Source organism: Stenotrophomonas sp. TWI700 (assembly GCF_039673645.1).
GTDB lineage: Bacteria > Pseudomonadota > Gammaproteobacteria > Xanthomonadales > Xanthomonadaceae > Stenotrophomonas > Stenotrophomonas maltophilia_AA.
Genome location: NZ_JBDJMB010000010.1, coordinates 98,103 through 121,153, shown reverse-complemented (window position 1 = coordinate 121,153; position 23,051 = coordinate 98,103). Strand labels below are relative to the sequence as shown.

Annotated in this window: 19 protein-coding genes; 6 read left to right on the top strand and 13 right to left on the bottom strand. The window is 67.5% G+C overall.

Annotated features, from left to right (window positions below):
• Positions 1–154: 154 nt before the first annotated feature.
• Genes ABE473_RS10055 through ABE473_RS10035 form a run of 5 tightly spaced genes read right to left on the bottom strand, consistent with a single transcriptional unit; the run spans position 155 to position 5,804 of the window.
• The gene (locus ABE473_RS10055; protein WP_346489363.1) at positions 155–1,222 is read right to left on the bottom strand and encodes a heparan-alpha-glucosaminide N-acetyltransferase domain-containing protein; all 1,068 of its coding nucleotides are present in this window, start codon (positions 1,220–1,222) and stop codon (positions 155–157) included.
• Positions 1,219–2,367 (bottom strand): N-acetylglucosamine-6-phosphate deacetylase, encoded by a 1,149-nt coding sequence (gene nagA, locus ABE473_RS10050; RefSeq protein WP_346479260.1) that lies wholly within the window; start codon positions 2,365–2,367, stop codon positions 1,219–1,221. The genes ABE473_RS10055 and nagA overlap by 4 nt, the downstream gene beginning before the upstream one ends.
• Positions 2,367–3,395: an SIS domain-containing protein gene (locus tag ABE473_RS10045; RefSeq protein WP_346489362.1), complete on the bottom strand. Its 1,029-nt coding sequence runs from the start codon at positions 3,393–3,395 to the stop codon at positions 2,367–2,369. Before ABE473_RS10045 ends, nagA begins: the two co-directional genes overlap by 1 nt.
• 6 nt (positions 3,396–3,401) lie before the next feature.
• Positions 3,402–4,469: a LacI family DNA-binding transcriptional regulator gene (locus tag ABE473_RS10040; protein ID WP_179460055.1), complete on the bottom strand. Its 1,068-nt coding sequence runs from the start codon at positions 4,467–4,469 to the stop codon at positions 3,402–3,404.
• 42 nt (positions 4,470–4,511) lie between these two features.
• Positions 4,512–5,804, bottom strand: coding sequence for a sugar MFS transporter (locus ABE473_RS10035; protein WP_179460054.1), 1,293 nt, complete (start codon positions 5,802–5,804; stop codon positions 4,512–4,514).
• Between the two features lie 414 nt (positions 5,805–6,218).
• Here ABE473_RS10035 and ABE473_RS10030 point away from each other — a divergent pair, with 414 nt between their 5' ends.
• The 3 genes from ABE473_RS10030 (at position 6,219) to ABE473_RS10020 (ending at position 12,489) form a co-directional block, all read left to right on the top strand.
• On the top strand, positions 6,219–7,190 hold the full coding sequence (locus ABE473_RS10030; protein ID WP_346489373.1) for a glucokinase family protein: 972 nt from the start codon (positions 6,219–6,221) through the stop codon (positions 7,188–7,190).
• A 154-nt stretch (positions 7,191–7,344) separates the two neighbouring features.
• On the top strand, positions 7,345–10,059 hold the full coding sequence (locus tag ABE473_RS10025; RefSeq protein ID WP_346489361.1) for a TonB-dependent receptor: 2,715 nt from the start codon (positions 7,345–7,347) through the stop codon (positions 10,057–10,059).
• Positions 10,060–10,152: 93 nt separating this feature from the next.
• Positions 10,153–12,489, top strand: coding sequence for a family 20 glycosylhydrolase (locus ABE473_RS10020; protein WP_346489360.1), 2,337 nt, complete (start codon positions 10,153–10,155; stop codon positions 12,487–12,489).
• 156 nt (positions 12,490–12,645) lie between these two features.
• Here the strand turns inward: ABE473_RS10020 and ABE473_RS10015 are convergent, their stop codons facing one another.
• Both ABE473_RS10015 and ABE473_RS10010 read right to left on the bottom strand, forming a co-directional pair.
• Positions 12,646–13,035 (bottom strand): VanZ family protein, encoded by a 390-nt coding sequence (locus ABE473_RS10015; protein WP_346489359.1) that lies wholly within the window; start codon positions 13,033–13,035, stop codon positions 12,646–12,648.
• 1 nt (position 13,036) lies between these two features.
• Complete coding sequence (locus ABE473_RS10010) at positions 13,037–14,221, bottom strand: class I SAM-dependent methyltransferase (RefSeq protein WP_241696369.1); 1,185 nt, start codon at positions 14,219–14,221, stop codon at positions 13,037–13,039.
• Between the two features lie 56 nt (positions 14,222–14,277).
• On the opposite strand from ABE473_RS10010, the gene ABE473_RS10005 reads away from it, so the two are divergent.
• Positions 14,278–15,015 (top strand): pteridine reductase, encoded by a 738-nt coding sequence (locus ABE473_RS10005; protein ID WP_176988186.1) that lies wholly within the window; start codon positions 14,278–14,280, stop codon positions 15,013–15,015.
• A gap of 126 nt (positions 15,016–15,141) precedes the next feature.
• Here ABE473_RS10005 and folK read toward each other — a convergent pair whose 3' ends face one another.
• Entirely contained in the window at positions 15,142–15,633 is a 492-nt protein-coding gene (folK, locus tag ABE473_RS10000) for a 2-amino-4-hydroxy-6-hydroxymethyldihydropteridine diphosphokinase (protein WP_176988185.1), read from the bottom strand.
• An 84-nt stretch (positions 15,634–15,717) separates the two neighbouring features.
• Between folK and ABE473_RS09995 the strand changes: the two genes are divergently transcribed.
• Positions 15,718–16,452, top strand: coding sequence for a 20S proteasome subunit A/B (locus ABE473_RS09995; protein WP_346489358.1), 735 nt, complete (start codon positions 15,718–15,720; stop codon positions 16,450–16,452).
• Here ABE473_RS09995 and ABE473_RS09990 read toward each other — a convergent pair whose 3' ends face one another.
• The 4 genes from ABE473_RS09990 to ABE473_RS09975 all read right to left on the bottom strand — a co-directional run bounded on the left by ABE473_RS09990 (position 16,453) and on the right by ABE473_RS09975 (position 20,852).
• Positions 16,453–17,967: an ATP-binding protein gene (locus ABE473_RS09990; protein ID WP_346489357.1), complete on the bottom strand. Its 1,515-nt coding sequence runs from the start codon at positions 17,965–17,967 to the stop codon at positions 16,453–16,455.
• Between the two features lie 4 nt (positions 17,968–17,971).
• The gene (locus tag ABE473_RS09985) at positions 17,972–18,412 is read right to left on the bottom strand and encodes a response regulator (protein ID WP_346477703.1); all 441 of its coding nucleotides are present in this window, start codon (positions 18,410–18,412) and stop codon (positions 17,972–17,974) included.
• Entirely contained in the window at positions 18,409–20,229 is a 1,821-nt protein-coding gene (locus ABE473_RS09980; protein ID WP_346477704.1) for an ATP-binding protein, read from the bottom strand. The genes ABE473_RS09985 and ABE473_RS09980 overlap by 4 nt, the downstream gene beginning before the upstream one ends.
• Positions 20,230–20,474: 245 nt before the next feature.
• Entirely contained in the window at positions 20,475–20,852 is a 378-nt protein-coding gene (locus ABE473_RS09975) for a BON domain-containing protein (RefSeq protein WP_179460045.1), read from the bottom strand.
• 170 nt (positions 20,853–21,022) lie between these two features.
• Between ABE473_RS09975 and ABE473_RS09970 the strand changes: the two genes are divergently transcribed.
• Positions 21,023–22,063 (top strand): oxidoreductase, encoded by a 1,041-nt coding sequence (locus tag ABE473_RS09970; protein WP_346489356.1) that lies wholly within the window; start codon positions 21,023–21,025, stop codon positions 22,061–22,063.
• Positions 22,064–22,148: 85 nt separating this feature from the next.
• Here ABE473_RS09970 and gnd read toward each other — a convergent pair whose 3' ends face one another.
• On the bottom strand, positions 22,149–23,051 hold the full coding sequence (gene gnd / locus ABE473_RS09965) for a phosphogluconate dehydrogenase (NAD(+)-dependent, decarboxylating) (RefSeq protein ID WP_346477706.1): 903 nt from the start codon (positions 23,049–23,051) through the stop codon (positions 22,149–22,151).

Genomic DNA, 23,051 nt, shown 5'->3' with positions numbered 1-23,051 from the left:
GTACCTTTCCTGTTCAGCAGAAGGGGGACAGCAACGGCCCAGTGCTTTTACGGAAGACCGGCGTAGGTACTTTTACTGCGCAAACGTGATGCGAAGGTAAAGAATGCGGACGGGTGCCCGCGCCGACGGCATGCACACCCGCATTCCCTCGCATTCAGATTTTCAGGTAGACGCGCTGGCGATCCAGCACCCACACCACGCCCCACCAGATCGCCACGAAGCCCACGGCGCAGCCGAGCGAGGCCAGCTTCGGCGCCTCCGGCAGTGCCCGCTCCAGCGCATGGAACATCCAGGCCCACGCGCCGGTGGCTGCCAGCACGAGGGCCATCGCCGAGGAACCTAGATACGCCGCGATCGCGTTCACGCCGAAGCGCCGGCCCAGCGCGGGCGCGCCCCAGCGGTCGATCAGCAGATGCGCCAGCAGCAGTGCCGCCACGGAGAGACCGCCCGTCCACAGCACGAAGCTCGGCGTCCACAGCTGTTTGTTGAGCGGCAGCCACAGGGTGGCCAGGCCGCCGATGGCCAGACACACCGCTGCGAGCATCGCCAGCTGCGGCGCTCGCCCGGCCCGCAGCCACGCACCGGCGCGCAGGCCGAGCAGCGTACTGGCGATAGCCCCCAGGCTGCTCAGCAGCCCTTCCGGGTCATGCCCCAGGCCGGTGAGCGCGGAATACTTGTACAGGAAGGGGGCGAACAGCGCGGTATCCAGGCGGCTGGCCGGATTCACCCAGGGCTCCAGCGAATCTGCGGACAGCAGGATCGCGGCATAGGCCACCAGCAGGCCCACGATCACCGCCCATTGCGTCCGCGCCTGCGTGTAGATCGCCAGCACGCCGCCCACCGCCACGCACAACGCGATCCGCTGCAGCACACCCCACAGGCGATACGCCGGCAGCTCGAACAGCCACCACGCCAGCAGGTGCAGCAGCGCACCGGCGATCAGGATGCGCAGCGCGCGTTGCAGGACCCCACGCACCAGCGCCGGACGCGTGGCCGGGTCGCCCGCGCGCGGGGCCAGGCTGAAGGCCATCGAGACGCCGGCAATGAACAGGAACAACGGGAAGATCAGGTCGGTCGGGGTGAAGCCATGCCAGTCCGCGTGCAGCAGCGGCGCGTAGACATGGCTCCAGTCGCCGGGGTTGTTGACCAGCAGCATCGCCGCGACGGTCAGGCCGCGCAGCGCGTCGATCGAGCCCATCCGTGCCGACGGCGTGGCACTCATACGTCTTCGCGCTGCCCGGCGATCCAGGTGCTGCGCACCTGCAGGGCGTCATCGAGCAGCACCAGATCGGCGTGATGCCCTTCGGCGATGTGCCCGTAGCGGTCATCCAGATTCAGGAACTGCGCGGGATAGGTCGAGGCCATGCGCGCCGCCTCGGCCAGCGATACGCCCAGCAGCTGCACGCTGTTGCGCACCGCGGTGGCCATGTCCAGCGCCGAGCCAGCCAGTGAGCCGGCCGCATTGCGCACCACGCCGTCCACGGCGGTGATGACCTCGCCGTACAGCTCGTAGCTGGGGTCTTCCGCACCGACCGGCGGCATCGCATCGGTCACCAGCATGACCTTGCCACGCGGCTTGGTCGCCAGCGCCACGCGCAGGCTGGCCGGGTGCACATGCACGCCGTCGGCGATGATGCCGACCCAGCTGTCGCGGTCTTCCAGCGCCGCCCCGACCGCGCCCGGCTCGCGCCCGGTCAGCGGCGACATCGCGTTGTACAAATGGGTGAAGCCACGGATGCCCGCCTCCAGCCCGGCACGCGCCTCTTCATAGCTGGCTGCGGTATGACCGGCCGCTACCACCACGCCCCGTTCGACCAGCGCGCGGATGCTCTCCAGCGGCACCCGTTCGGGGGCCAGCGTGAGCAGGGTGACGCCGTTGTCCAGCGAGGCCGCCAGGGCGATCTCGGCGGCATCGGGGACGCGGAATTTGTTGGCGTCGTGGGTGCCCTTGCGCGCCGGCGCGATGTACGGGCCTTCCAGATGGATGCCCAGCACGCCGGGCACGCCTTCGCTGATCGCCTGGCGGGTCGCGGCGATGGCCGCGCGCATCACCTGCACGTCGTCGCTGATCAGGGTCGGCAGCAGCCCGGTGGTGCCGAAGCGGCGGTGCGCCTGCGCCAGCGTGCGCAGCGTGGCGACATCCGGACTGTTGTTGAACAGCACCCCGCCGCCGCCGTTGACCTGCGCATCGATGAAGCCCGGCAGCAGCCAGCCGCCGCCCAGGTCCACCTGCTCATCGGCCTGGCCGAGCATCGGCGCGGCATCGGAAACCAGCGCGGTGATCCGCCCGCTTTCGATCACCACCGCCAGGTCATCGCGGAAGTCGTCGCCGGCCAGGATGCGGGCATTGCGCAGGACAGTTTTCATCAGACGGTTTCCGTCACCTTGTTCAGATGCGGCGGCAGATCGGGGTTGTGCCCGCGCCGCAGCGCCAGCGCGTTGATCGCGCGGTAGAAGCTCTGGATGGTCAGCAGCGGCGCGCAGGCCGGGTGCGGGGCGACCGGCAGCGGCAGGTCGCCACCGACATCGGCCAGCCAGACCTGGGCATCGCGCGCGGCGAACTCGCCCAGCACTGCGCGGGTGCCGGCACCGGTTTCATCCGGCTGGGCGAACGCCAGCACCGGGAAGCCGGGGCCGACCAGCGCCATCGGGCCGTGCTTGACCTCGGCCGAGCTGTAGGCCTCGGCGTGCAGGCCGCAGGTTTCCTTGAATTTCAGCGCCGCTTCCTGCGCGGCGGCCAGGCCGAGGCCACGGCCGAGCACGAACAGGTTGTGCGCCGGCACCAGGCCCTCGGTCAGCGACGACCAGTCGCTGTTCCAGGCCGCGCGCAGGGCATCGGGCAGCGTGCGCAGCGAAGCGATCAACCCGACGTCCTGCGTCCAGTACGCCACCAGCTGCAGGATCGCCGACAGCGAGGCCAGGTAGCTTTTGGTCGCCGCGACGCTGCGCTCGGCACCCGCGCCCAGCGGGATCACCGTTTCGGCCAGTTGCGCCAGCGGCGAATCCTCGACATTGACCAGCGCCACCACGCGCGCGCCGGCCGCACGGGCAGCCTCGGCGTTGCGCAGCAGGTCCGGGCTCTTGCCCGACTGCGAGATCACGATGTACAGCGCGCCACGCAGCTTCAGCGGCGCTTCGTAGACCGAGCCCACCGACGGCGAAGCCGAGGCGGTCACCAGCCCCAGCCGCGTTTCCAGCAGGTACTTGGCGTAGGTGGCGGCATGATCGGAACTGCCGCGCGCGCAGGTCACCACGAACGGCGGCGGCGCCGCGCGCAGGCTGGCTGCCAGCGTCTCCACGGCCACCTGGTTGCGCGCGAACTGCGCGGCGATCACATCGGCGGCCTCGGCGGCTTCGCGGTACATCAGGGTGTCGTGGGGAGCAGGCAGGGACATGGGAACTCAGGTCGTTTCAGGAGAAGGAAGCCGTGCACCCTGCGGGCGCATCGGCGCGGTGGAACCACGTACCACCAGCTGCGGTACGAAGCCCTGGTTCTGCAGCTGCAGCGGTGCGTCGTCGTAGGCATCGCTGCGCAGCTGCGCGATCAGCAGGCGTGCGGCATGCCGGGCGATGTCCTCGGTGGCCTGCTTGGCCGTGGTCAACGGCGGCCAGGACTGCCGCGAGAACGGGCTGTCCTCGAAGCCGGCGATCGAAAGGTCGTAGGGCACGTTCATGCCGGTGGACTTGGCCGCCGCCAGCACGCCGGCGGCGATCTCATCGTTGGAGCCGAAGATCGCGGTGGGCGGTTCGCGCAGCGCCAGCAGGCGGCGCGCACCACGGAAGCCGTCATCGAAGGTGTAATCGCCCTGCACCACCAGGTGCTTGTCGATGGTCATGCCGTAATCGCGCAGCGCGGCTTCGTAGCCGGCATAGCGCTCGCCGCTGGAACGGTGCGAGCTGCCACCCCAGAGGAAACCGATGCGCTGATGGCCGAGCTGGATCAGGTGCTCGGTGATTTCATAGGCGGCCTCGCGGTCGTCGACGAACACGCAGGCGCCATCCTGCGGATCGGCGGTGGCGGCGATGATGCGCACCAGTTTGATCCCGCGTGCGGTGAGCGCGGCCACCAGGTCCTTGCGCTCGGACATCGGCGCGGTCAGCACCAGCCCGGCCAGGCGCGAGCGCTGCACCCAGTCGGCCAGTTCCTCGGCCAGCATCGGGGAGCTGGAATCGCAGGGATGGATCTGCAGGCCGAAACCGGTCTCCCGGCACGCGGCGAGCACGCCGTTCTGCACGCCGATGATGTGGTACGGGTTCGGGTTGTCATAGACCAGCCCGACCACCAGGGTAGTGCCGGTGCGCAGATTGCGCGCCGCCGGATCCGGCTCGTAGTCCAGCTCGGCGATCGCACGCAGCACGCGCGCCCGGGTGGCCTGCATCACCGAAGGCTCGTTGTTGATGACCCGCGAGACCGTCTTCAGCGATACCTTGGCCCGTTCGGCGACATCCTTGATGGTCGCTCTGCGCATCGTTTTTCCCTGGCTGACCGGTTGAGCGTCCATGATCGCCGATCACTGCCCGTCGCGGGACAGCCCGACGCGGTGGCCGCGCATCGAATAGAACAGGATGTACAGGTAGCAGGGCACCATCAGGCCGGCGAACACCCACTGGAAGTCGAAGTGCTGCTTGAGCACGGCAAACAGCTGGGGAATGATCGCGCCACCGGCGATGGCCATCACCAGCAGGGCCGAACCGGTCTCGGTGAAACGGCCCAGGCCGCGGATCGCCAGCGGGAAGATCGCCGGCCACATCATCGCGTTGGCAAAGCCCAGCGCGGCCACGAAGCCCACCGAGACATAGCCGTGGGTCAGCAGCGCGCCGATGCAGAACAGCACGCCCAGCACGGCGGAAATGCTCAGGTAGCGCGACTGCGAGACCAGGTGCGGGATCAGCGCCAGACCGGCGAGATAGCCGATCAGCATTGCCCCCAGGGTGATCGAGGTGAACATCTTGGTCTGGTCCAGCGGCAGGTTGAAGCTATGTCCGTAGGTACCGATCGCATCACCGGCCATCACTTCCACGCCGACATAGACGAACAGGCACAGCACGCCCAGCCACAGGTGCGGGAACTGGAAGATGCTGGTGCGCTCGGCCACCCCCGGCGCGCGGGCCGGCGTGGCGTTGGCTTCGGAGGTCTTCAATTCGGGCAGCGGCGAGAACAGCACGCCCACCGCCAGCACCACCAGCAGCCCGGCCATGGCCATGTAGGGCAGTTGGATCTTGGCCGCGAAATCGTTGAGCAGCACCGTTTTGGCGGCGGCGTCGGCGACCTTCACCTGCGCATCCAGATCGCCGATGCCGTGCAGCACCAGCGTGCCGATCAGCACCGGGGCGAGCATCCCGGCGATCTTGTTGCAGATGCCCATCAGCGCAATGCGCCGGGCGGCGGTCTCGATCGGGCCGAGGATGCTGATGTACGGGTTGACCGCCGTCTGCAGCAGGGCCAGCCCACTGCCGATGATGAACAGGCCGCTGAGCGCGCCCGGGTACCAGCGCTGCTGGGCGAAGTGGGCGAACACCACCGCGCCGGCCGCCATCACCAGCAGGCTCAGGCTCAGGCCTTTCTTCATGCCGGTGCGCTTGAGGATCCACGAGGCCGGCAGCGCCAGGAAGAAATACGACAGGTAGAAGACCATCAGCACCAGGAAGGCGCCGACCTCGTCCAGCTCGAAGGCGAGCTTGACGAAGGTGATCAACGGGCCGTTGAGCCAGGTGAAGAAACCGATCAGGAAGAACAGCACGCCGATGATCAGGATCGAGGTGAGCACGCTCGAACGCGCGGAGGCAGCAGGCACGGCAGACATCAGGGAGGCTCCTGCATCGACGGCGCCGGAGCGGCGTCGGAAGAGTGGCTGGGAACAACGTTGTCACATTTATTCGTTGCGGCCGCGGGGTTTGTCAACAACTGGTTCACGCCGCCCCCGCGCATTTTCCTTTGCTGCACCTGCGCAATCTGGCGGCAGCACTCGCGGCGGGCGGAGCGGAGCCCGTATTCACGGCAGTTTGCAAAAACATGACGGCGCCGTGATGAAAACGTTTTCGCGCGCAAACCCACGTTGCGACGCAACATCGAAAGTCTGAGGTTATCGTTGACATCGTTGTCAGAACGATTACAGACTCCGCCTCAATCGCCGGGTCCGCCCTGGCCACGCCCAACCGATGGAGTCCGTGTGACCAACGCCGCCCACGCTGTTCCGGCCCATGCCCCGCCCGCCGCGATGCCGCCGTTCCTGGCCGCCGACGTGGGTGGTACGCATGTCCGGGTTGGCCGGGTCCAGGCCAGTGCCGATCCGGCCCATCCGGTCGAACTGCTGGACTACCGCAAGTTCCGCAATGCGGATTACGCCGGCCTCAGCGCGATCCTGTCCGACTTCCTGGCCGATGGCCCGCGCCCGACGCATTGCGTGGTCGCCACCGCCGGCTATGCCCGCGACGACGGCACGGTGATCACCGCCAACCTGCCCTGGCCGCTGTCGGCACGGCAGATCGAGCGGGAGGTCGGCCTGGACCAGGTCTACATCGTCAATGACTTCGAGGCCGTGGCCTATGCCGCCGCGCAGGTCGATGCCAGCGGCGTGCTCCAGCTGACCGGCCCGGCCACCGCCCCACGCGGCCCGACCCTGGTGGTCGGCCCGGGCACCGGGCTCGGCGCGGCCGTGTGGATCCCGACCGCACATGGCGCGGTGGTCCTGGCCACCGAAGCCGGCCAGCCGACCCTGGCCACCACCACCGAACTGGAGATGGCGATCGTGCGGCAGATGCTGCGCGAGCGCTCGCATGTCTCGGTCGAGCAGGCGCTGTCCGGCCCCGGCCTGATGAATCTGTATCGCGCCCTGTGCGCGTTGAACGGCCAGGCGCCGACACTGACCACCCCCGACGCGGTCACCGCCGCTGCGATGGCCGGCCAGGATCCGCTCGCGCGGCAGAGCCTGGACGTGTTCTGCGGCCTGCTCGGCAGCACGATCGGCGACATGGCGCTGCAGTACGGCGTCACCGGCGGTGTCTACCTGGCCGGCGGCATCCTGCCGCAGATCCGCGACTTCCTGTTGAACAGCACGTTCGTCGAGCGGTACCTCAACAAGGGGCCGATGCGCGAGGCGCTGGAACGCATTCCCGTGAAGGTGGTCGAGCACGGGCAGCTGGGCGTCATCGGCGCCGCCAGCTGGTACCTCGGCCGCTCGGATACCTGATCTGCCGCGGCGCCGGGATCGGCGCTGCGGACACCGCACCACGCAGTACGTAGCACCCAAGGCGCACCGGACAACAGGCGCGCGGCACAGTCGTACCAGACGCAAGCAAACAGACGCCGTCGCCGGCGACCATCGAGTGATGAGGAGAGACATCATGAACACCCGCAAGACCCTGCTTTCCGCAGCCATCGTCAGCTGCCTGGCCTTCAGCGCCCACGCGCAGCAAGCCCCCGCCTCCACGCCGGCCGCAACCGACCTGGACACCATCCAGGTCACCGGCATCCGCGGTTCGATGGAGAAGTCGCTCGATACCAAGCGCGAAGCGAATGCGCGCCTGGAAGTGGTCACCGCCGAAGACGTGGGCAAGCTGCCCGCGCACAACGTCGCCGATACCCTGCAGCGCGTGCCCGGCGTGAACATCAGCTCGTCCAGCGCCGATGAAGGCGGCTTCGATGAAGCCGACCGTGTCAGCCTGCGCGGCACCAGCCCGAGCCTGACCCAGACCCTCATCAACGGCCACAGCGTCGGCTCGGCCGACTGGTTCGTGCTCAGCCAGGGCAACAACGTCGGCCGCAGCGTCAGCTATTCGCTGCTGCCGTCCGAGCTGGTCAGCTCGGTGGAAGTGAACAAGTCCTCGCAGGCCAAGCTGCAGGACGGCGGCACCACCGGTACCGTCAACATCATCACCCGTACCCCGCTGCAGTTCGCCAAGCAGTTCACGGCCGAAGCATCGATCGGCGCCGTGCGCTCGGACCAGGCCGACTCGACCGATCCGCAGTACTCGGCCCTGTTCAACTACAAGAATGACGCCAACACCTTCGGCGTGCTGGTGCAGGGCTTCTACCAGGAGCGCGAACTGCGCCGTGAAGCGCAGGAAATCCCGGGCGGCTTCTTCGCGCTCAAGGCGACCGATCCGGTCGTGGCCGGCATTCCCGATCCGGCCAATCCGGGCCAGTTCCTGCAGGCGCCGCGTCCGGACCTGGAAGGGCTGTCCATTCCCGGCCTGCTGGGTTCGACCCTGTTCGAGCAGACCCGCAAGCGCAAGGGTGGCATGGTCACCGTGCAGTGGAAGCCGATCGACACGCTGACCCTGGGCCTGAGCGGCTTCACGTCCGAACTGGAAGCAAACAACTACAACCGCAACTTCATGATGTTCGGCAGCGGCTTCGGCCGCACCCAGGCCCCGGACCCGGGTTACACCGTGGTGGATGGCGTGATCACCAACGCGACGTACACCGGCGTTCCCGGTACGAACTACGGCGTGTACGACATGATCTACCGCGAGGCCACCGCCAAGAGCAGCTACGTCACCTTCGACGCGGACTGGCAGATCAACGACAACCTCAACGCGAAGTTCCAGGCCGGCACCACCAAGGGCACCGGCGAAACCCCGCGCCAGTTCATCGCCGAAGTCACCGTCGGCCAGGGCGGCGGCGCGTCTTACGCCAGCCACGGCGCCGGCTCTCCGGTCGACTGGAACATCGGTGGCGACCTCAGCGAAGCAGGCGTCAGCAGCTTCGGCACCTGGGGCAACCAGCTGGTCAAGGCAGAGGACAAGGAAGACTGGGCGTCGCTGGATTTCAACCAGTACTTCAGCAACGGTGGCACGCTGAGCTCGATCGACTTCGGCCTGCGCTTCGCCGACCACGAACGTGAAGCCCTGTCGCCGGAAGGCGCCAGCCCGGGCGACATCTGGTCCGCACTGCGCGGCAGCGCCACCGGGCAGTACCCGGGCAACTTCGCCAGCAGCGTGGGCGGCAGCTTCCCGCGCAACATCTGGTACTACACCCCGGATGCGCTGCAGAACGCCATCGTCAACAACTCGACCTGGCTGGCCGGCAACGACGGTCCCGACGGCCGCCACAACTACGGTGCCGAGTGGAAGGTGAAGGAAAAGAACTTCGCCGGTTATGTGCAGGCCAACTTCACTGGTGACTGGTGGAGCGGCAACATCGGCCTGCGCTACGTCAACATCAAGCAGGACATCGACACCTACCTGGCCGTCAGCGATCCGGCCCGCGCCGACGTGCGCAGCCTGTTCGGCATGTGGCAGCGCCAGGCCTTCGAGAACAAGCACGACCGCGTGCTGCCGAGCGCCAACATCAAGTTCGATCTGGACGATGACCTGGTGCTGCGTGTGGCCGCGTCGCAGACCCAGACGCTGCCGGACTACTCGGCACTGGGTGCGTCCTCGTGGGGTTCGGATCTGAACAAGACCGGCGGTGGCGGCAACCCCGACCTGAAGCCGACCCTGTCCAGCAACCTGGATGCCAACCTGGAGTGGTACTTCATGCCGCGCGGTCTGTTGTCGCTGGGCGCCTACCATATGCGTCTGAAGGACTACATCGCCTTCGACGTGGTCCAGCGCCAGCTCTTCAGCGAACTGACCAACCAGCTTGAAACCTACGACATCTCCACCCCGATCAATGCCGATGGGCAGGTCACCGGCGTGGAAGTGGCCTACGAGCAGCCGATCGGCGAGTACTTCGGCGTCAATGCCAACTACACCTACGCCAATGGCAGGACCAACCACACCTGGGCCGACGGCACCAACAACCTGCTGGGCACCTCGAAGAACACCTACAACGTGGGTGCCTACTTCGAGAACGAACGCTTCGGCGCCCGCGTCAGCTACACCCGCCGTTCCTCGTTCCTGATCAGCCTGTCCGGTACCAACCCGTACTACCAGGACGACTTCGGCACCCTGTCGGCGTCGCTGAGCTACAAGGCGACCGACTGGCTGAGCATCAGCCTGGATGGCCTGAACCTCAACAACCCGACCTACAAGTACTACCAGAGCGCGCTGATCCCGACCTCGTTCTACTCCAACGGCCGCCAGTACTATCTGAACTTCCGCTTCAAGTACTGATCGCCGCGGTAACACGCTGCACACCTGAAACGGGCCCGGATTTCCGGGCCCGTTTCACAGGTGGAACCCGATTCGCTACAAAGGAATGACCCGATGCACACCCGCACCCGTCGTACCTCGCTGTCGCTGCTGTCCTTCGCACTGGCACTCTCCCTCGCACCGCTGGCCCAGGCCGCCGACGCACGTGCACCAGATGGCCCGAAGGCCCTGCCCGGTTCGCTGATGCTGATCCCCGCGCCGGCGAAGGCCGAACGCCTCGACGGCGCCGGCTACGCGGTGACGGCGGCCACGCCGGTCCGTGCACAGGGTCAGGCCGCGCAGCGCGTCGCCACGCAGTTCGCCACCCTGCTGCGCGACAGCGGTGGCCCGGCGGTAACGGTGGGCGAAGGACGCGGCAAGGACGGCATCCGCTTCGTGCTCGACGCCACGCTCAAGACCGGTGCCGAAGGCTACCAGCTGCGTTCGGACGCGCGCGGCGCGACCGTGCAGGCCGCCACCGAGGCCGGCCTGTTCTACGGCGCAGCCACGCTCTCGCAACTGCTTACCGGCGGCAGCGATGGCAAGCTTCCGGCGCTGCGCATCGATGATGCCCCCCGTTTCAGCTGGCGCGGGCTGATGCTCGATTCGGCCCGCCACTTCCAGAGCCTCGACGAGATCAAGCAGGTCCTCGATGCGATGGCCGGGCAGAAGCTCAACACCTTCCATTGGCATCTCACCGATGACCAGGGCTGGCGCATGGAGATCAAGCGCTACCCGAAACTGACAGGCGTCGGCAGCTGCCGCATTCCGGCCGGCGACGGTGGCCGCGATCCGGTCACCGGCGCCGAGCGTCCCTACTGCGGGTTCTACACCCAGGAACAGATCCGCGAGGTGATCGCGTATGCGGCCGCGCGCCATATCCAGGTCATTCCCGAGATCGACGTGCCCGGCCATGCCACCGCAGCGATCGCGGCCTATCCGGAGCTCGGCACGATCGACACTCCGCTCAAGCCGCTGAGCGAATGGGGCGTGTTCCCCAACCTGTTCAACACCGACGACAGCACCCTCGAATTCCTTGAGAACGTGTTGGAAGAAGTCATCGCGTTGTTCCCGGCCAGGTACGTGCACGTGGGGGGCGACGAAGCAGTCAAGGACCAGTGGGAGGCTTCCGCGCGGGTGCAGGCACGCATGCGCGAGGTGGGCGCCGGCGATGAGATGGAAATGCAGAGCCACATCATCAAGCGCCTGGAAACGTTCCTGGAACAACACGACCGGCGCCTGATCGGCTGGGACGAAATCCTCGAAGGCGGGTTGCCGCCGGAAGCCACGGTGATGTCGTGGCGCGGCACGGAAGGCGGCCTGAAGGCCGCCAGCGAAGGTCACGACGTGGTGATGTCGCCGGTGACCGACATGTACATGGATTACCTGCAGACGAACTCGGAGAACGAGCCGCCGGGCCGTCCGGCGACGATTCCGCTGGCGCGCGTGTACGGCTTCGAGCCGGTGCCGGACGCGCTGGCCAAGGACAGGCAGCACCACATCCTCGGCCTGCAGGCCAACATGTTCACCGAGCACACGCGCAGCTACGCGCGCCTGCAGCACAACCTGTTCCCGCGCCTGGCTGCCGTGGCCGAGACCGGCTGGTCGCCGCGCGAGCGTCGTGATTACGCCGATTTCCTGGCACGCCTGCCGGCGCAGCTGCAGCGATACCAGGCGATGGGCATCGCGTATGCACAGACCCCGTTCCAGGTGGAACTGGACAGCCATGACGATCGCGCTGCCGGCACCGCGACGCTCGCACTGCGCACTCCGCTCGGCTACGACATCCACTACAGCGTGGATGGTAGTGCCGTCACCGCCCGGTCGCCGCGCTATACCGCCCCGCTGCAGCAGCCGCTGCCGGTGGCGTTGCAGGCCGCGACGTTCTTCAACGGCCAGGCATTGGCCAAGGCCGCCAGCCGCTTCGATATCACCGCCACCTCGCTGCTGTCGCGGACCGACGAGCATCTGGCGCAGTGCCCGGGCGAAGGCCAGCTGCTGCTGCGCCTGGAAGATGATGGCCCGACCGACGGCGAGCGTGCGATCTTCAACGTCGACATCTTCAACCCGTGCTGGCTGTGGAAGGATGCCGATGTGGACGGCATTGCCAGCGTCCGCATCCGCGCCGGACAGATCCCGTATTACTTCCAGCTGGCCCACGACGAGCCCAGCCGTCGCTTCGCACCCAAGCGCAGCGCACACGGGGAAATGGACATCCTCGGCGGGCAGTGCGATGGCAAGCCACTGGCCAGCGTGACGCTGCCGGCCGCACCGGGTGCCGATGGGTTCATCACACTGGAGGCGGCGCTGCCGCGTTCGCTCAAGGGCACGCAGAATCTGTGCGTGCGCTTCACCGGCGACACCCGGCCGACGATGTGGGTGCTGGATGAGATGACGCTGCAGCCGCGGTAACGCCGCAGCCACAACCGAACCGGAGGAGGTAGTGCCGAACGCTGGCCGGCACCTCATGAATCCGACAGCGCCGGGGTGGCCGGCCCGCGGCCGGCACTACCTGTCATGCATCGTCCGGGTGGCAGTACCCGTCATGCATCACCTGCGTCGCAGACGTCACCCGCGCAGGCGAAGCAGCAGGTCGCGCAGCGGCGTGAACACGATCGCCATGCCGGCGAGCACGCCGACGCTGTTGGCCAGCGCATCCATTGGATCGGCCATGCGGTTGACGGTCAAAGCGCCCTGCGCGAACTCGATGCCGATGCCCAGCGCGACCAGACCGACCGCAGCCCAGACCAGGGCCGCGCGGCGCTGGTAGATCTGCACGGCCGATGCGGCCAGCAGGAAATACGCGAGGAAGTGCTCGACCTTGTCGCTGTTCTCCGGCAACGGAATCGGCGGCGGCGGGATCAGGCAGACCACGACAGTGCCCAGCACCGCCAGCCACCACAGCGCCAGCCATGCCCGCGGCCAGCGCAGCGGCTTCAGCAGTTGGGTCGCGGCCACCTTACAGGCGCCAGGTCAGATCGCCGAGCTCGAAGGCGGCTTCGAAATCGACATCACGCTGGAAGCCCATCACCTGGAAGCGCTCGCCCATCCCGGTCGGCAGCGTCAGCTTTTTCACCTGGTCGCGCAGCCGAACGCGGCCGATCTCGTCGGTACGCGCGTCGGCCTTTTCCAGCAGCGCATCGAGCCCGTTGCCGAGCAGGAAACTGGCCTGGGTGCAGTAGCCGGCCAGCTCGAAACCGGCGCCGGTGCCCGACTCGGCCAACGCGGTGAAATCCACCGACGCGGTCAGGTCCTGCAGGCCCGGCCAACGGTACAGGTCGTTGTGCACGTGGTGGCGATAGAACGCACGCACGGTGCCCTCGTCGCGGTCGTCCTGGTAATACTCGTTGCGCGGGTAGCCGTAATCGACGAACAGCATCGCGCCGCGCTGCAGGCCGCCGGCGATCGCCTGGATCCAGTACGGCAGCTGCGGCAGCAGTTCGGAGCGGTAACCATCGGCGAAGGGCTTCTCGCGGTAATGCTCGACGTGGCGGACCGCTGCCGTGAGCATCGCATCGGCCGGCTGCGCGCCGCGCACGAAGGCACCGTCGGCATCCAGCTCCACGGTTTCTTCATAGACCATGCCGTCGCGGGCGAGGAAGCGCGGCGTCGGCAGCGCGTCGATCACTTCGTTGGCGAAGACCATGCCGTCCCAGTCGTCATCAAACGGGCGGTCCAGCCATTCCACCAGGGCGAATACCGGCGGGATCAGCGCCTTCTCCAGGCGCTCGCGCTGGCGCTCGCGCAGGTCCGCGCTGGGCTCCAGGATCGCGTAGCGCTCAGGCAGCGCGTCCAGTTCCAGCATGCGCTTGAGCAGCACTTCGGCGAAGGCGCCGCTGCCGCCCCCCACTTCCATGAACCGCGCTTCCGGGCCGAGCTGCTGCATCACCGGGGCGATCGCGTTGGCCAGGGTCGCGGCGAACAGCGCGCCGATTTCCGGCGAGGTGGTGAAGTCGCCGGCCGCGCCGAACTTGCTGGCGCCGGCGCTGTAGTACCCCCAACCGGGCGCGTACAGGCTCAACTCCATGAAGCGGGAGAACGGCATCGCGCCGCCGTTGGCGAGGATTTCAGCGCGCAGCGCCGCAGCCAGCTCGTCGCTGTGGGCCAGGGCGTCGGATTCGGGGAGGGGCAGTGGGGAATGCATGGCGCGGGCGATTGCGGTGACAATGCACAGCATAGCCTGAGCAGGGAGTACCCCCGATGACCGATACCGCGCCCGTGGCGCTGATCACCGGCAGTGCGCGCCGGATCGGCGCGGCCATCGCCCGCCAGTTCCACGCCTGTGGCTGGTCGGTGGTGCTGCACGCCCACACCTCGACCGCCGAGCTGCAGCAGATGGCCTTCGACATGGACATGCTGCGCCCGGGCAGCGTGCTGGCCCTGCAGGCCGATCTGCGCGATGCCGAGGCCCTGCCCGACCTGGTCGACCAGACCGTGGCCCAGTTCGGACGGCTGGACACGCTGGTCAACAACGCCTCGAACTTCTACCCGACCCTGCTCGGCCAGATCACCGCCGCGCAGTGGGACGACCTGTTCGCGGTCAACGCACGCGCGCCCCTGCTGCTGGCCCAGGCCGCGGCGCCGCACCTGCGCCGCCAGCAGGGCAGCATCGTCAACCTGACCGACCTGCACGGCACCCAGCCGATGCGCGACCACCCGGTGTACGCAGCGGCCAAGGCAGCGCTGGAGATGGTCACCCGCTCGCTGGCGCTCGAGCTGGCGCCCAAGGTCCGGGTCAATGCGGTCGCGCCCGGGGCGATCCTGTGGCCGGAACAGGGCAAGGATGACTTCGCGCAGCAGGCGCTGCTGGCACGCACGCCGCTGGCACGCACCGGCACGGTGGAGGAGATCGCCGAGGCGGTGTACTGGCTGGCCACCGATGCCGCGTTCGTCACCGGGCACACCCTGCGCGTGGATGGTGGGCGGACGTTGTCGTAAACGCCGGTTGGACCGCACGCTGGGTCGCGTGCAGGCCCCGTACCGACCAACGGTCGGTACCTACCGCATCGATCAGCCGGGCAGTGTCGGAGTGCCGGCCTGCGGCCGGCACCACCCGTGCATCGATCAGCCGGGCAGCAGGTCCATCGTGTCGAACGGCTCGCCGAACTGCCGATGCGCGCGCCACAGCGCATCCAGGGTCAGCCCGCTGACCGGATCGCGGAAGTCCGGGGCGATGTCGGCCAGCGGCTTGAGCACGAAGGCGTGCTTCAGCTCCGGGCGCGGGATGCGCAGGTGGCCGGGGCCTTCCACGATCAGATCGCCGTAGAACACCACGTCGATGTCCAGGGTGCGGTCGCTGAAGCGCGGGCCGCTGCGGTCGCGGCCGTGGGCATCCTCCAGCGCATGCAGCCAGTCATCCAGCGTCTGCAGCGGCAGATCGGTCTGGATCGCCACCGCGTTGTTGAGGAAATCCGGGCCATCAAAGCCCACCGCGGCGGTGCGGTAGGCCGGCGAGACCGCGATCGCGCCGAAGCGCGCGCGCAGGGCCTCCACCGCGGCGTGAAGATGCTGTTGCGGCTGCAGGTTGCTGCCCAGGCTCAGGAGCGCAGTGATCATGGTATTCAGCGTACGTGGGGCGACTCCACACGGGGGCAACGGGGCCAGCGCATAGAATCGGGGTGCACATCATAGGACACCGACATGACCTATTGCGTCGGCATCGAGGTGGACGAAGGCCTGGTCTTCGCCGCCGACACCCGTACCAACGCGTCGCTGGACGACGTACGCGTGCACCGCAAGCTGCACGAGTTCGAGTTTCCCGGTGAAGCGGCCTTCGTCATCATGGCCGCCGGCAACCTGGCGACGACCCAGCTGCTGATCTCGCGGCTGCGCCGCGACGTGGAGGAGCAGCGGCCCGAGAACCTGCGCGCCTACCGCCATCTGTTCGAAGTGGCCGAGTACGTGGGCCGCGTGCTGCTCGACAGCCAGGTCAAATCCAGCACGCATGAGTCCGGGCAGGATGGCATCGTGACCCAGGCCACGCTGATCCTGGGCGGCCAGATCGGCGGCGAGCACCCCGGCCTGTACATGATCTACCCGCTCGGCAATGCCATCGCGGCGTCGCCGGAGACCCCGTTCCTGCAAATCGGCGAATCCAAGTACGGCAAGCCCATCCTGGACCGGATCCTGCGCCCGCAGACCCGGCTGGAAGACGCTGCGCGCACGGCGATCGTGTCGCTGGACTCGACCATCCGCTCCAATCTGTCGGTCGGGCTGCCGGTCGACCTGGTCCTGATCCGCAAGGATGACCTGCGCATCACCCAGCGCATGCGCCTGGCCGGCGACAGCCCGCTGTACGCGGAAATCCACGGCAATTGGTCTTTCAAGCTCGAACAGGCCGTGGCCAGCCTCCCACGGTTTCCGTGGGAGACCTGATCAGGCGGTTTCCAGCGCCTCGGCGACCGAACGGAACACCTGCTGCATTTCCAGTGGTTTGCGCAGCACGTGCACGTTGATGCCCGGCGGGAACACCGCCAGCGGTACCGTGACGTCGGCTTCTTCCAGCACCAGCGCCGGGCCGTGATAGCCCAGCGAGGCCATTTCGCCGAGCAGATGGCTGGCCGAGAGCAGCTTGGAGCCCGCATCGGCGATCACCAGCGCGGGCATGCTCTCCTGCTGCATCCAGCGCAGCGCGGCAGCGCCATCGGAGGCCAGCTGCAGGTGATAGCCCTGGCTGGAAAGCGCATTGCCCAGCAACGACAGCCGCGTGGCCTCGCCATCGACCACCAGGATCGACTGCCCCGTACCGGCGGTGATCGGCCCATCGACCGCCTCGGCCGCATCGACGATCACCTGCATCGGCAGCAGGACATCGAAGCGCGTCCCGACGCCCGGGCTGCTGTCGACCTGGATGGTCCCGTGCGCGCCTTCGATGATGCGCTTGCAGGAAATCAGGCCGAGCCCGGTGCCGGTCGCCTTGGTGGTGAAGAACGGATTGAACAGGTTCGACAGCGTCTGCGCGTCCATGCCGATGCCTTCGTCGGACACCGTGATGCGCAGCCAGTCATCGCCATGGGTATCGGCGGCCGCCGCAGCGCGCAGGGTCAGCCGGCCACCGTCGGGCATCGCCTGGATGGCATTCAGGGACAGATTGAGCAGCACCTGCTGCAGCTCGGTGTAATTGGCATCCACCGCCAGCCCGTCGGCCACCTCCAGGTGCAGGGTGACCTTGGCCGGCAGGTTGCTGCGCAGGAGCAGCTCCACGCCTTCGAACAGGTGGGCCAGGCAGATGTGCTCGCTTGGCTTGCGCGAACCGCGCACGAAGGACAGCATCGACTCGGCCATCTCGTGGCCGCGGCGGCCGCACTCGGCGATGATGTCGGCCAGATGGTGCAGCTGCGGGTCGTCGGTGCGCGCCTTGAGCAGGTCCGGCATGATCAGCAGCGGCTGCAGGATGTTGCGCAGGTCATGGCTCAGCCCGGCCGCCAGCAGCGACAGGCTTTCCAGCCGCTGGGCGCGCATCAGCTCGGCTTCCACCCGCTGGCGGTCGATCGCGCTGCGCGCTTCGCGTACCGCGCGCGCCACCGCCGAGGGCAGGCGCGCCGGCTGGTGCTTGATGATGTAGTCGTTGGCACCCTGGTGCAGGGCGGCCACGGCGTTTTCCTCACCCATCGTGCCGGACACGAAGATGAAGGGCACGTCCGGCAACGCGGCGCGCACGATCTGCAGCGCTTCATTGCCGGAAAAGCCGGGCATGCTCAGGTCCGACAGCACGATGTCCGGCGCGGCGCGCTCCAGCGCGTCGCGCAGTTCCTGCGCGCTCTCGACCCGCTCGAAACTGGCCTCCAGGCCAGCGTCGAGCATCTGCTCGCACATCAGTTCGGCGTCTTCCGGCGAATCCTCGATCAGCAGGATCCGCAGGGCACCCAACGCAGGGCCGGTGAGCGGCATGGGCTTACTCGACCTCCGGTGCCTGGTTGATCAGACCCCAGAACTTGCCCAGGGTCTGCACCGCACCAAAGAACTGGTCGACATCCACCGGCTTGACCACGTAGGCGTTCACGCCCATATCCCAGCTGCGCGCCAGGTCGCTTTCTTCGCGCGAGGAAGACAGGATCACCACCGGCAGCCGCTTGAGCTCTTCGGTGTTGCGGATTTCCTTGAGCACTTCCAGGCCATCCATGCGCGGCATCTTGATGTCCAGCAGCAGCACCGCCGGCAGGCCTTCCTCGCGGTTGGCGAAGGCGCCACGGCGCAGCAGGTAGTCCATCGTTTCCACGCCGTCTTCGACGTGCACGATCGGATTGGCCAGGCGGGCCTCCTTCAGGGCGTCGATGGCCATCTCGGCATCGGCGGGGCTGTCCTCGGCGAGGAGGATGGTGCGGAGAGCGGTCATGCGGCGGAGCCCTTGTTGATTGCGTCGAGCGCGGGTGGAAGAACGAAGTGGAACGTGGCGCCCTGATCGACCGCCGACTCGGCCCAGATGCGGCCGCCGTGGCGGGTCAACACCCGGCGGACGCTGGCCAGGCCGATGCCCGTACCCGGGTAGTCGCTGGCCTTGTGCAGGCGTTGGAACACCCCGAACAGCTTGCCGGCGTAGGCCATGTCGAACCCGGCGCCGTTGTCGCGCACGGTGAACAGATGGCTGCCGTCAGGCTGGAGTTTGTAGTCGACCTCGATCCGGGCCGGCTCGCGGTTGGAAGAATACTTGATCGCATTGCCGAGCAGATTCAGCCAGACCTGCCGCATCATGTTTTCATCGGAAACAATGATCGGCAGCGGCGCGATCTTCCAGTCGACATGGTGCGGTACGCCGGTACTTTCGGACTCGCTCTGCTGGTTGGCATCGAGCATCGCGCGGGTGTCGGCGACCAGCGACTGCATGTCCACGGCCTGCAGGCGCATCGCCGCCCGGCCCAGGCGCGAATAGACCAGCAGATCGTCGATCAGGGCGGCCATGCGCTTGGCCGAATTGGAGATCACACCCAGGTAGTGCAGCGATTTTTCATCCGCGCCCTCGCCCAGGTGGCGGGTCAGCTTGTCCGAGAAACCGGCCACGTGGCGCAGCGGCGCGCGCAGATCATGCGACACCGAATAACTGAACGCTTCCAGCTCGCGGTTGACCTCGGAGACCTGCTCGACCTTGCCTTCCAGCTGCCGGTTCAGTTCTTCCACGCGCAGCTGCACGGCGCGCTGGACGGTGACATCGCTGACGGTCATCAGCACCACTTCGTCATCCTTGTCCGGTAGCGGCATGCGCCGCGCGTTGATCAGCATGATCCGCACCACGTCATCGGCGGTGCGCTGCTCGTGCTCGTAGTCCCACAGCTCGCGGCCGCGCAGCAGCACGTCGGTCAGGCGCTGGCGGACCACCGCATCGGCCCAGGCACCGTCGCCGATGCTGTCCAGCGGCAGCCCTTCGGCCGGGGCCTCTTCGTCCAGGCCGTACAGCTCGCCGAAGGCCGGGTTGTGCATCTGCACGCGCAACGCGCGGTCGAGCAGCACGATCGGCTCCCGCACCGTGTGCAGCACCGAGGCCGCACGCTCGGCCGCACGCAGCGAGGCACGTTCCGCGCTGAGGCGGTGGCGGATCTGCCGCTGCAGCAGCCACAGCACCAGGCCAAGCAGCAGCAGCTGCACGATCAGTGCCGACCAGGAGACGAGCTCGCCCTGGCGCTGCTGCGCGGCGAACAGCTCCGAGCGCTTGGCGAGCAGTTGTTCTTCGGTAGCCTGCAGTTCCTCGACCAGGCGGCGGATCGGATAGCGGGTGGTCAGGTCGGCCACCAGCTGCCGCTGATCGGCGTCGGGCGCGGAACGGGCCAGCTGCTTGGCCAGTTCCATGCGGCGTTCAAGCATCGACTGGATGCGACCGATCCGGATCAGCTGATCGGGATTGTCGCGGGTCAGTTCGGCCAGCCGGGCCAACCGCCCGGGAATATCATCGGCCTGCGCCAACCGCTCGCGCAGGCCCGGCGCGTCGATGCCCTTGGACATCGTCAACGCAGCGGACTCAACATCGCGTACGTCGGCCTGAAGCTGATAGACGGCCACGCCGACATCCTGGGTGTGGGTGACCCAGTTCATCGCATCGATGTTGTCGTTGGCCAGTTTGCGCAGGGTGAGCCACGGCACCACGATGATGGCTACCGCCGCCAGGGCCAGGGCCGGCAGACGCCAGCGGTCCCAGATTTGATCACTGAACACCAGCGCCATAGTCCCTCTTCAGCTCGATGCCAAGACCGGCCGTGCCCAGGCACCGGGAGGTCCGGGCCGTGCACCGCGCCGACGATGGCGAAGCGCTGAATATACTCCACCCCTTTGTGAATACGCAGGCAATCACCTGTCTGAACGCACCCCGGGGAGGCTCGGAGGGCGCGCGACGCCTGCCAGGCGGAGAGGGAAAGCGCCCAAAAAAAAGCGCGCCCGAAGGCGCGCCCTGTTCAACATTACGGCCGGACTCAGCGCTTGGCAGCGGCTGCGGCAACCTTCAGGCCAGCGGCGTCGACGCGCTTGACGCCCTTGATCTGCTGGGTCACGCGGACGGCCTTGTCATGCTCGGCCTGGCTGGCCACGGTGCCGGTGAGGGTGACCACGCCATTGACGGTCTCCACCTTCACTTCGGTACCCGGCACGTTCTTGCTGGTCAGCAGGTCGGTCTTGACCTTGGTGGTGATCCAGCTGTCGGTGACCGGCTCGGCCGAATCGTGCGTATCGGCATGGGTCATCGCGGCATGATCGGTGCTCTTCGGCGGATCCTTGGCCATCGCGGACGAGGTGCCCAGCACCATGCCCAGGGCCAGCGAAGCAGCAAGCAGATTACGGGTCGTGTTGGTCATGTTCGAATTCCTTTGCGGATGTGGGACCAGTGTCCGTGCAGGGCCGTGGACGGGACGTGCGCACCACATAACGTCGCCGTGAACCACTCAGCTTGCTGCCGAACCGTTCAGATTTCCGCCCCACGCGTGCAGCCGTTACGCTGTCCTGCCCCGTTATGTTGGAGTGCACCATGGCCGCCGTACTTCAGGTGGGACTGATCGGCTACGGCCTGGCGGGGAGCATGTTCCATGCGCCATTGATCCTGCACACGCCCGGGCTTGCCCTGCACAGCATCGTCAGTTCGCAGCGCGATCGGCTGCTACGCAGCTTCACCGATGTGCGCCTCTGCGACGATCCGCAGCAGCTGTTCGATGATCCTGCGGTCGACGCCGTCGTCATCGCCACACCCAACGATGCGCACGCACCGCTGGCGCGCGCCGCGCTGGCCGCGGGCAAACACGTGCTGGTGGACAAGCCGTTCGCCCTCTCGGTGGCCGAAGCCGAGGCGGTGGTGCAGGCCGCACGGGAGGCCGACCGTGTCGTCACCGTCTTCCAGAACCGTCGCCACGACGCCGACTTCCTCACCCTGAAGCAGGTGCTCGCCGAAGGCCGCGTCGGCCGCGTCGCCGAATGCCATTCCCACTTCGACCGGTTCCGCCCGCAGGTGCGTGACCGCTGGCGCGAGAGCGATGCCCCCGGCAGCGGCCTGTGGATGGATCTCGGTCCCCATCTGCTCGACCAGATGCTGCAGCTGTTCGGCTGGCCCGACGCGATCAGCGCCGACCTGATGGCGCAGCGCGAGCACGCGCTCGGCAACGACTACTTCCACGCGGTGCTGCACTACCCGCGCCACCGGGCGATCCTGCATGCCGGTTCGCTGGTCGCCGCCTCCAGCCCTCGCTTCATCGTGCATGGCGATGCCGGCAGCTACCTCAAGGAGGGGCTGGACGTGCAGGAAGATCAACTGCGCCGCGGTGTCGCGCCGGGTGCGCCGGGCTGGGGGCTGGACCCGCAGCATGGCCACCTGGTGCGGGTCGATGCGGACGGACACACCCAGCGCAGCACCGTGGACAACGTGCCCGGCGATTACCGCGCGTTCTACGCGGCCTTCCGCGATGCGATGCTGGGTACGGGCGAAGCGCCGGTCAGCACCGCGCAGGCACTGCAGCTGATGCGCCTGCTGGAAGCGGGCACAGAGAGCGCACGCAGCGGGCGGCGGGTAACTCTGTGAGTCGGTCACGCCACGCCATATAGATCCACGCCCTGCGTGGATGCGGGCCGGACGATCACGTCCCGTCGGCCCGCATCCGTCGGCCTCAGGTCGACTTGATCGCGTGGCCGCCGAACTCGTTGCGCATCGCCGCCAGCAGGCGATCGCTGAAGGAGTTCTTCTCGCGCGAGCGCAGCCGCTCAAGCAGGGACAGGGTGATCACCGGAGCCGACACATCAAGGTCGATCGCTTCAGCGACGGTCCAGCGGCCTTCGCCGGAGTCATCGACATGCGGCGCGATACCGTCCAGCTGCGGGTTGCGGCCCAGCGCATCGGCGCTGAGATCGAGCAGCCACGAACGCACCACGCTGCCGTGCTGCCAGGCCTTGGCCACCTGCGCCAGATCGAGGTTGAACTCGGTCTTGTGCTGCATCAGCGCGAAGCCTTCCGCGTAGGCCTGCATCATCCCGTACTCGATGCCGTTGTGGACCATCTTGCAGAAGTGCCCTGCCCCGCTCGGGCCGACATGCGCCCAGCCGCGGTCTTCACCCGGTGCCAGCGTGCGGAAGATCGCGCCGATCCGTTCGACCGCGGCCTTGTCACCGCCGATCATCAGGCTGTAGCCCTCCTGCAGGCCCCACACGCCGCCGCTGGTGCCGCAGTCGATATAGGTCACGTCTTCGCCCTGCAGCTGTTCGCTGCGGCGCATGGAATCCTTGTAGTACGAGTTGCCGCCGTCGATCACCACGTCGCCTTCGGACAGGTGCGGCGAGAGCGAGGCCAGCGTCTGGTCGACGACGCCGGCCGGCACCATCAACCACACCACGCGCGGCACCGGCAGCGCGGCAAGCGTATCGGCGATCGAGGCGCTGACCTCGAAACCACGCGCGGCCGCCGCGGTGCGTGCGGCCTCACCGGGATCGACCCCGATCACGCGATGACCGCCGCGGTGCAGGCGCTCGGCCATGTTGGCGCCCATGCGGCCCAGTCCAATCATTGCAATATCCAT

What these genes read in the sequence shown, in the direction of transcription:
- ABE473_RS10055 (WP_346489363.1), bottom strand. Translation starts at nt 1,222, where the DNA reads ATGAGTGCCACGCCGTCGGCACGGATGGGCTCGATCGACGCGCTGCGC.
- nagA (WP_346479260.1), bottom strand. Translation starts at nt 2,367, where the DNA reads ATGAAAACTGTCCTGCGCAATGCCCGCATCCTGGCCGGCGACGACTTC.
- ABE473_RS10045 (WP_346489362.1), bottom strand. Translation starts at nt 3,395, where the DNA reads ATGTCCCTGCCTGCTCCCCACGACACCCTGATGTACCGCGAAGCCGCC.
- ABE473_RS10040 (WP_179460055.1), bottom strand. Translation starts at nt 4,469, where the DNA reads ATGCGCAGAGCGACCATCAAGGATGTCGCCGAACGGGCCAAGGTATCG.
- ABE473_RS10035 (WP_179460054.1), bottom strand. Translation starts at nt 5,804, where the DNA reads ATGTCTGCCGTGCCTGCTGCCTCCGCGCGTTCGAGCGTGCTCACCTCG.
- ABE473_RS10030 (WP_346489373.1), top strand. Translation starts at nt 6,219, where the DNA reads ATGCCGCCGTTCCTGGCCGCCGACGTGGGTGGTACGCATGTCCGGGTT.
- ABE473_RS10025 (WP_346489361.1), top strand. Translation starts at nt 7,345, where the DNA reads ATGAACACCCGCAAGACCCTGCTTTCCGCAGCCATCGTCAGCTGCCTG.
- ABE473_RS10020 (WP_346489360.1), top strand. Translation starts at nt 10,153, where the DNA reads ATGCACACCCGCACCCGTCGTACCTCGCTGTCGCTGCTGTCCTTCGCA.
- ABE473_RS10010 (WP_241696369.1), bottom strand. Translation starts at nt 14,221, where the DNA reads ATGCATTCCCCACTGCCCCTCCCCGAATCCGACGCCCTGGCCCACAGC.
- ABE473_RS10005 (WP_176988186.1), top strand. Translation starts at nt 14,278, where the DNA reads ATGACCGATACCGCGCCCGTGGCGCTGATCACCGGCAGTGCGCGCCGG.
- folK (WP_176988185.1), bottom strand. Translation starts at nt 15,633, where the DNA reads ATGATCACTGCGCTCCTGAGCCTGGGCAGCAACCTGCAGCCGCAACAG.
- ABE473_RS09995 (WP_346489358.1), top strand. Translation starts at nt 15,718, where the DNA reads ATGACCTATTGCGTCGGCATCGAGGTGGACGAAGGCCTGGTCTTCGCC.
- ABE473_RS09990 (WP_346489357.1), bottom strand. Translation starts at nt 17,967, where the DNA reads ATGCCGCTCACCGGCCCTGCGTTGGGTGCCCTGCGGATCCTGCTGATC.
- ABE473_RS09985 (WP_346477703.1), bottom strand. Translation starts at nt 18,412, where the DNA reads ATGACCGCTCTCCGCACCATCCTCCTCGCCGAGGACAGCCCCGCCGAT.
- ABE473_RS09980 (WP_346477704.1), bottom strand. Translation starts at nt 20,229, where the DNA reads ATGGCGCTGGTGTTCAGTGATCAAATCTGGGACCGCTGGCGTCTGCCG.
- ABE473_RS09975 (WP_179460045.1), bottom strand. Translation starts at nt 20,852, where the DNA reads ATGACCAACACGACCCGTAATCTGCTTGCTGCTTCGCTGGCCCTGGGC.
- ABE473_RS09970 (WP_346489356.1), top strand. Translation starts at nt 21,023, where the DNA reads ATGGCCGCCGTACTTCAGGTGGGACTGATCGGCTACGGCCTGGCGGGG.
- gnd (WP_346477706.1), bottom strand. Translation starts at nt 23,051, where the DNA reads ATGGATATTGCAATGATTGGACTGGGCCGCATGGGCGCCAACATGGCC.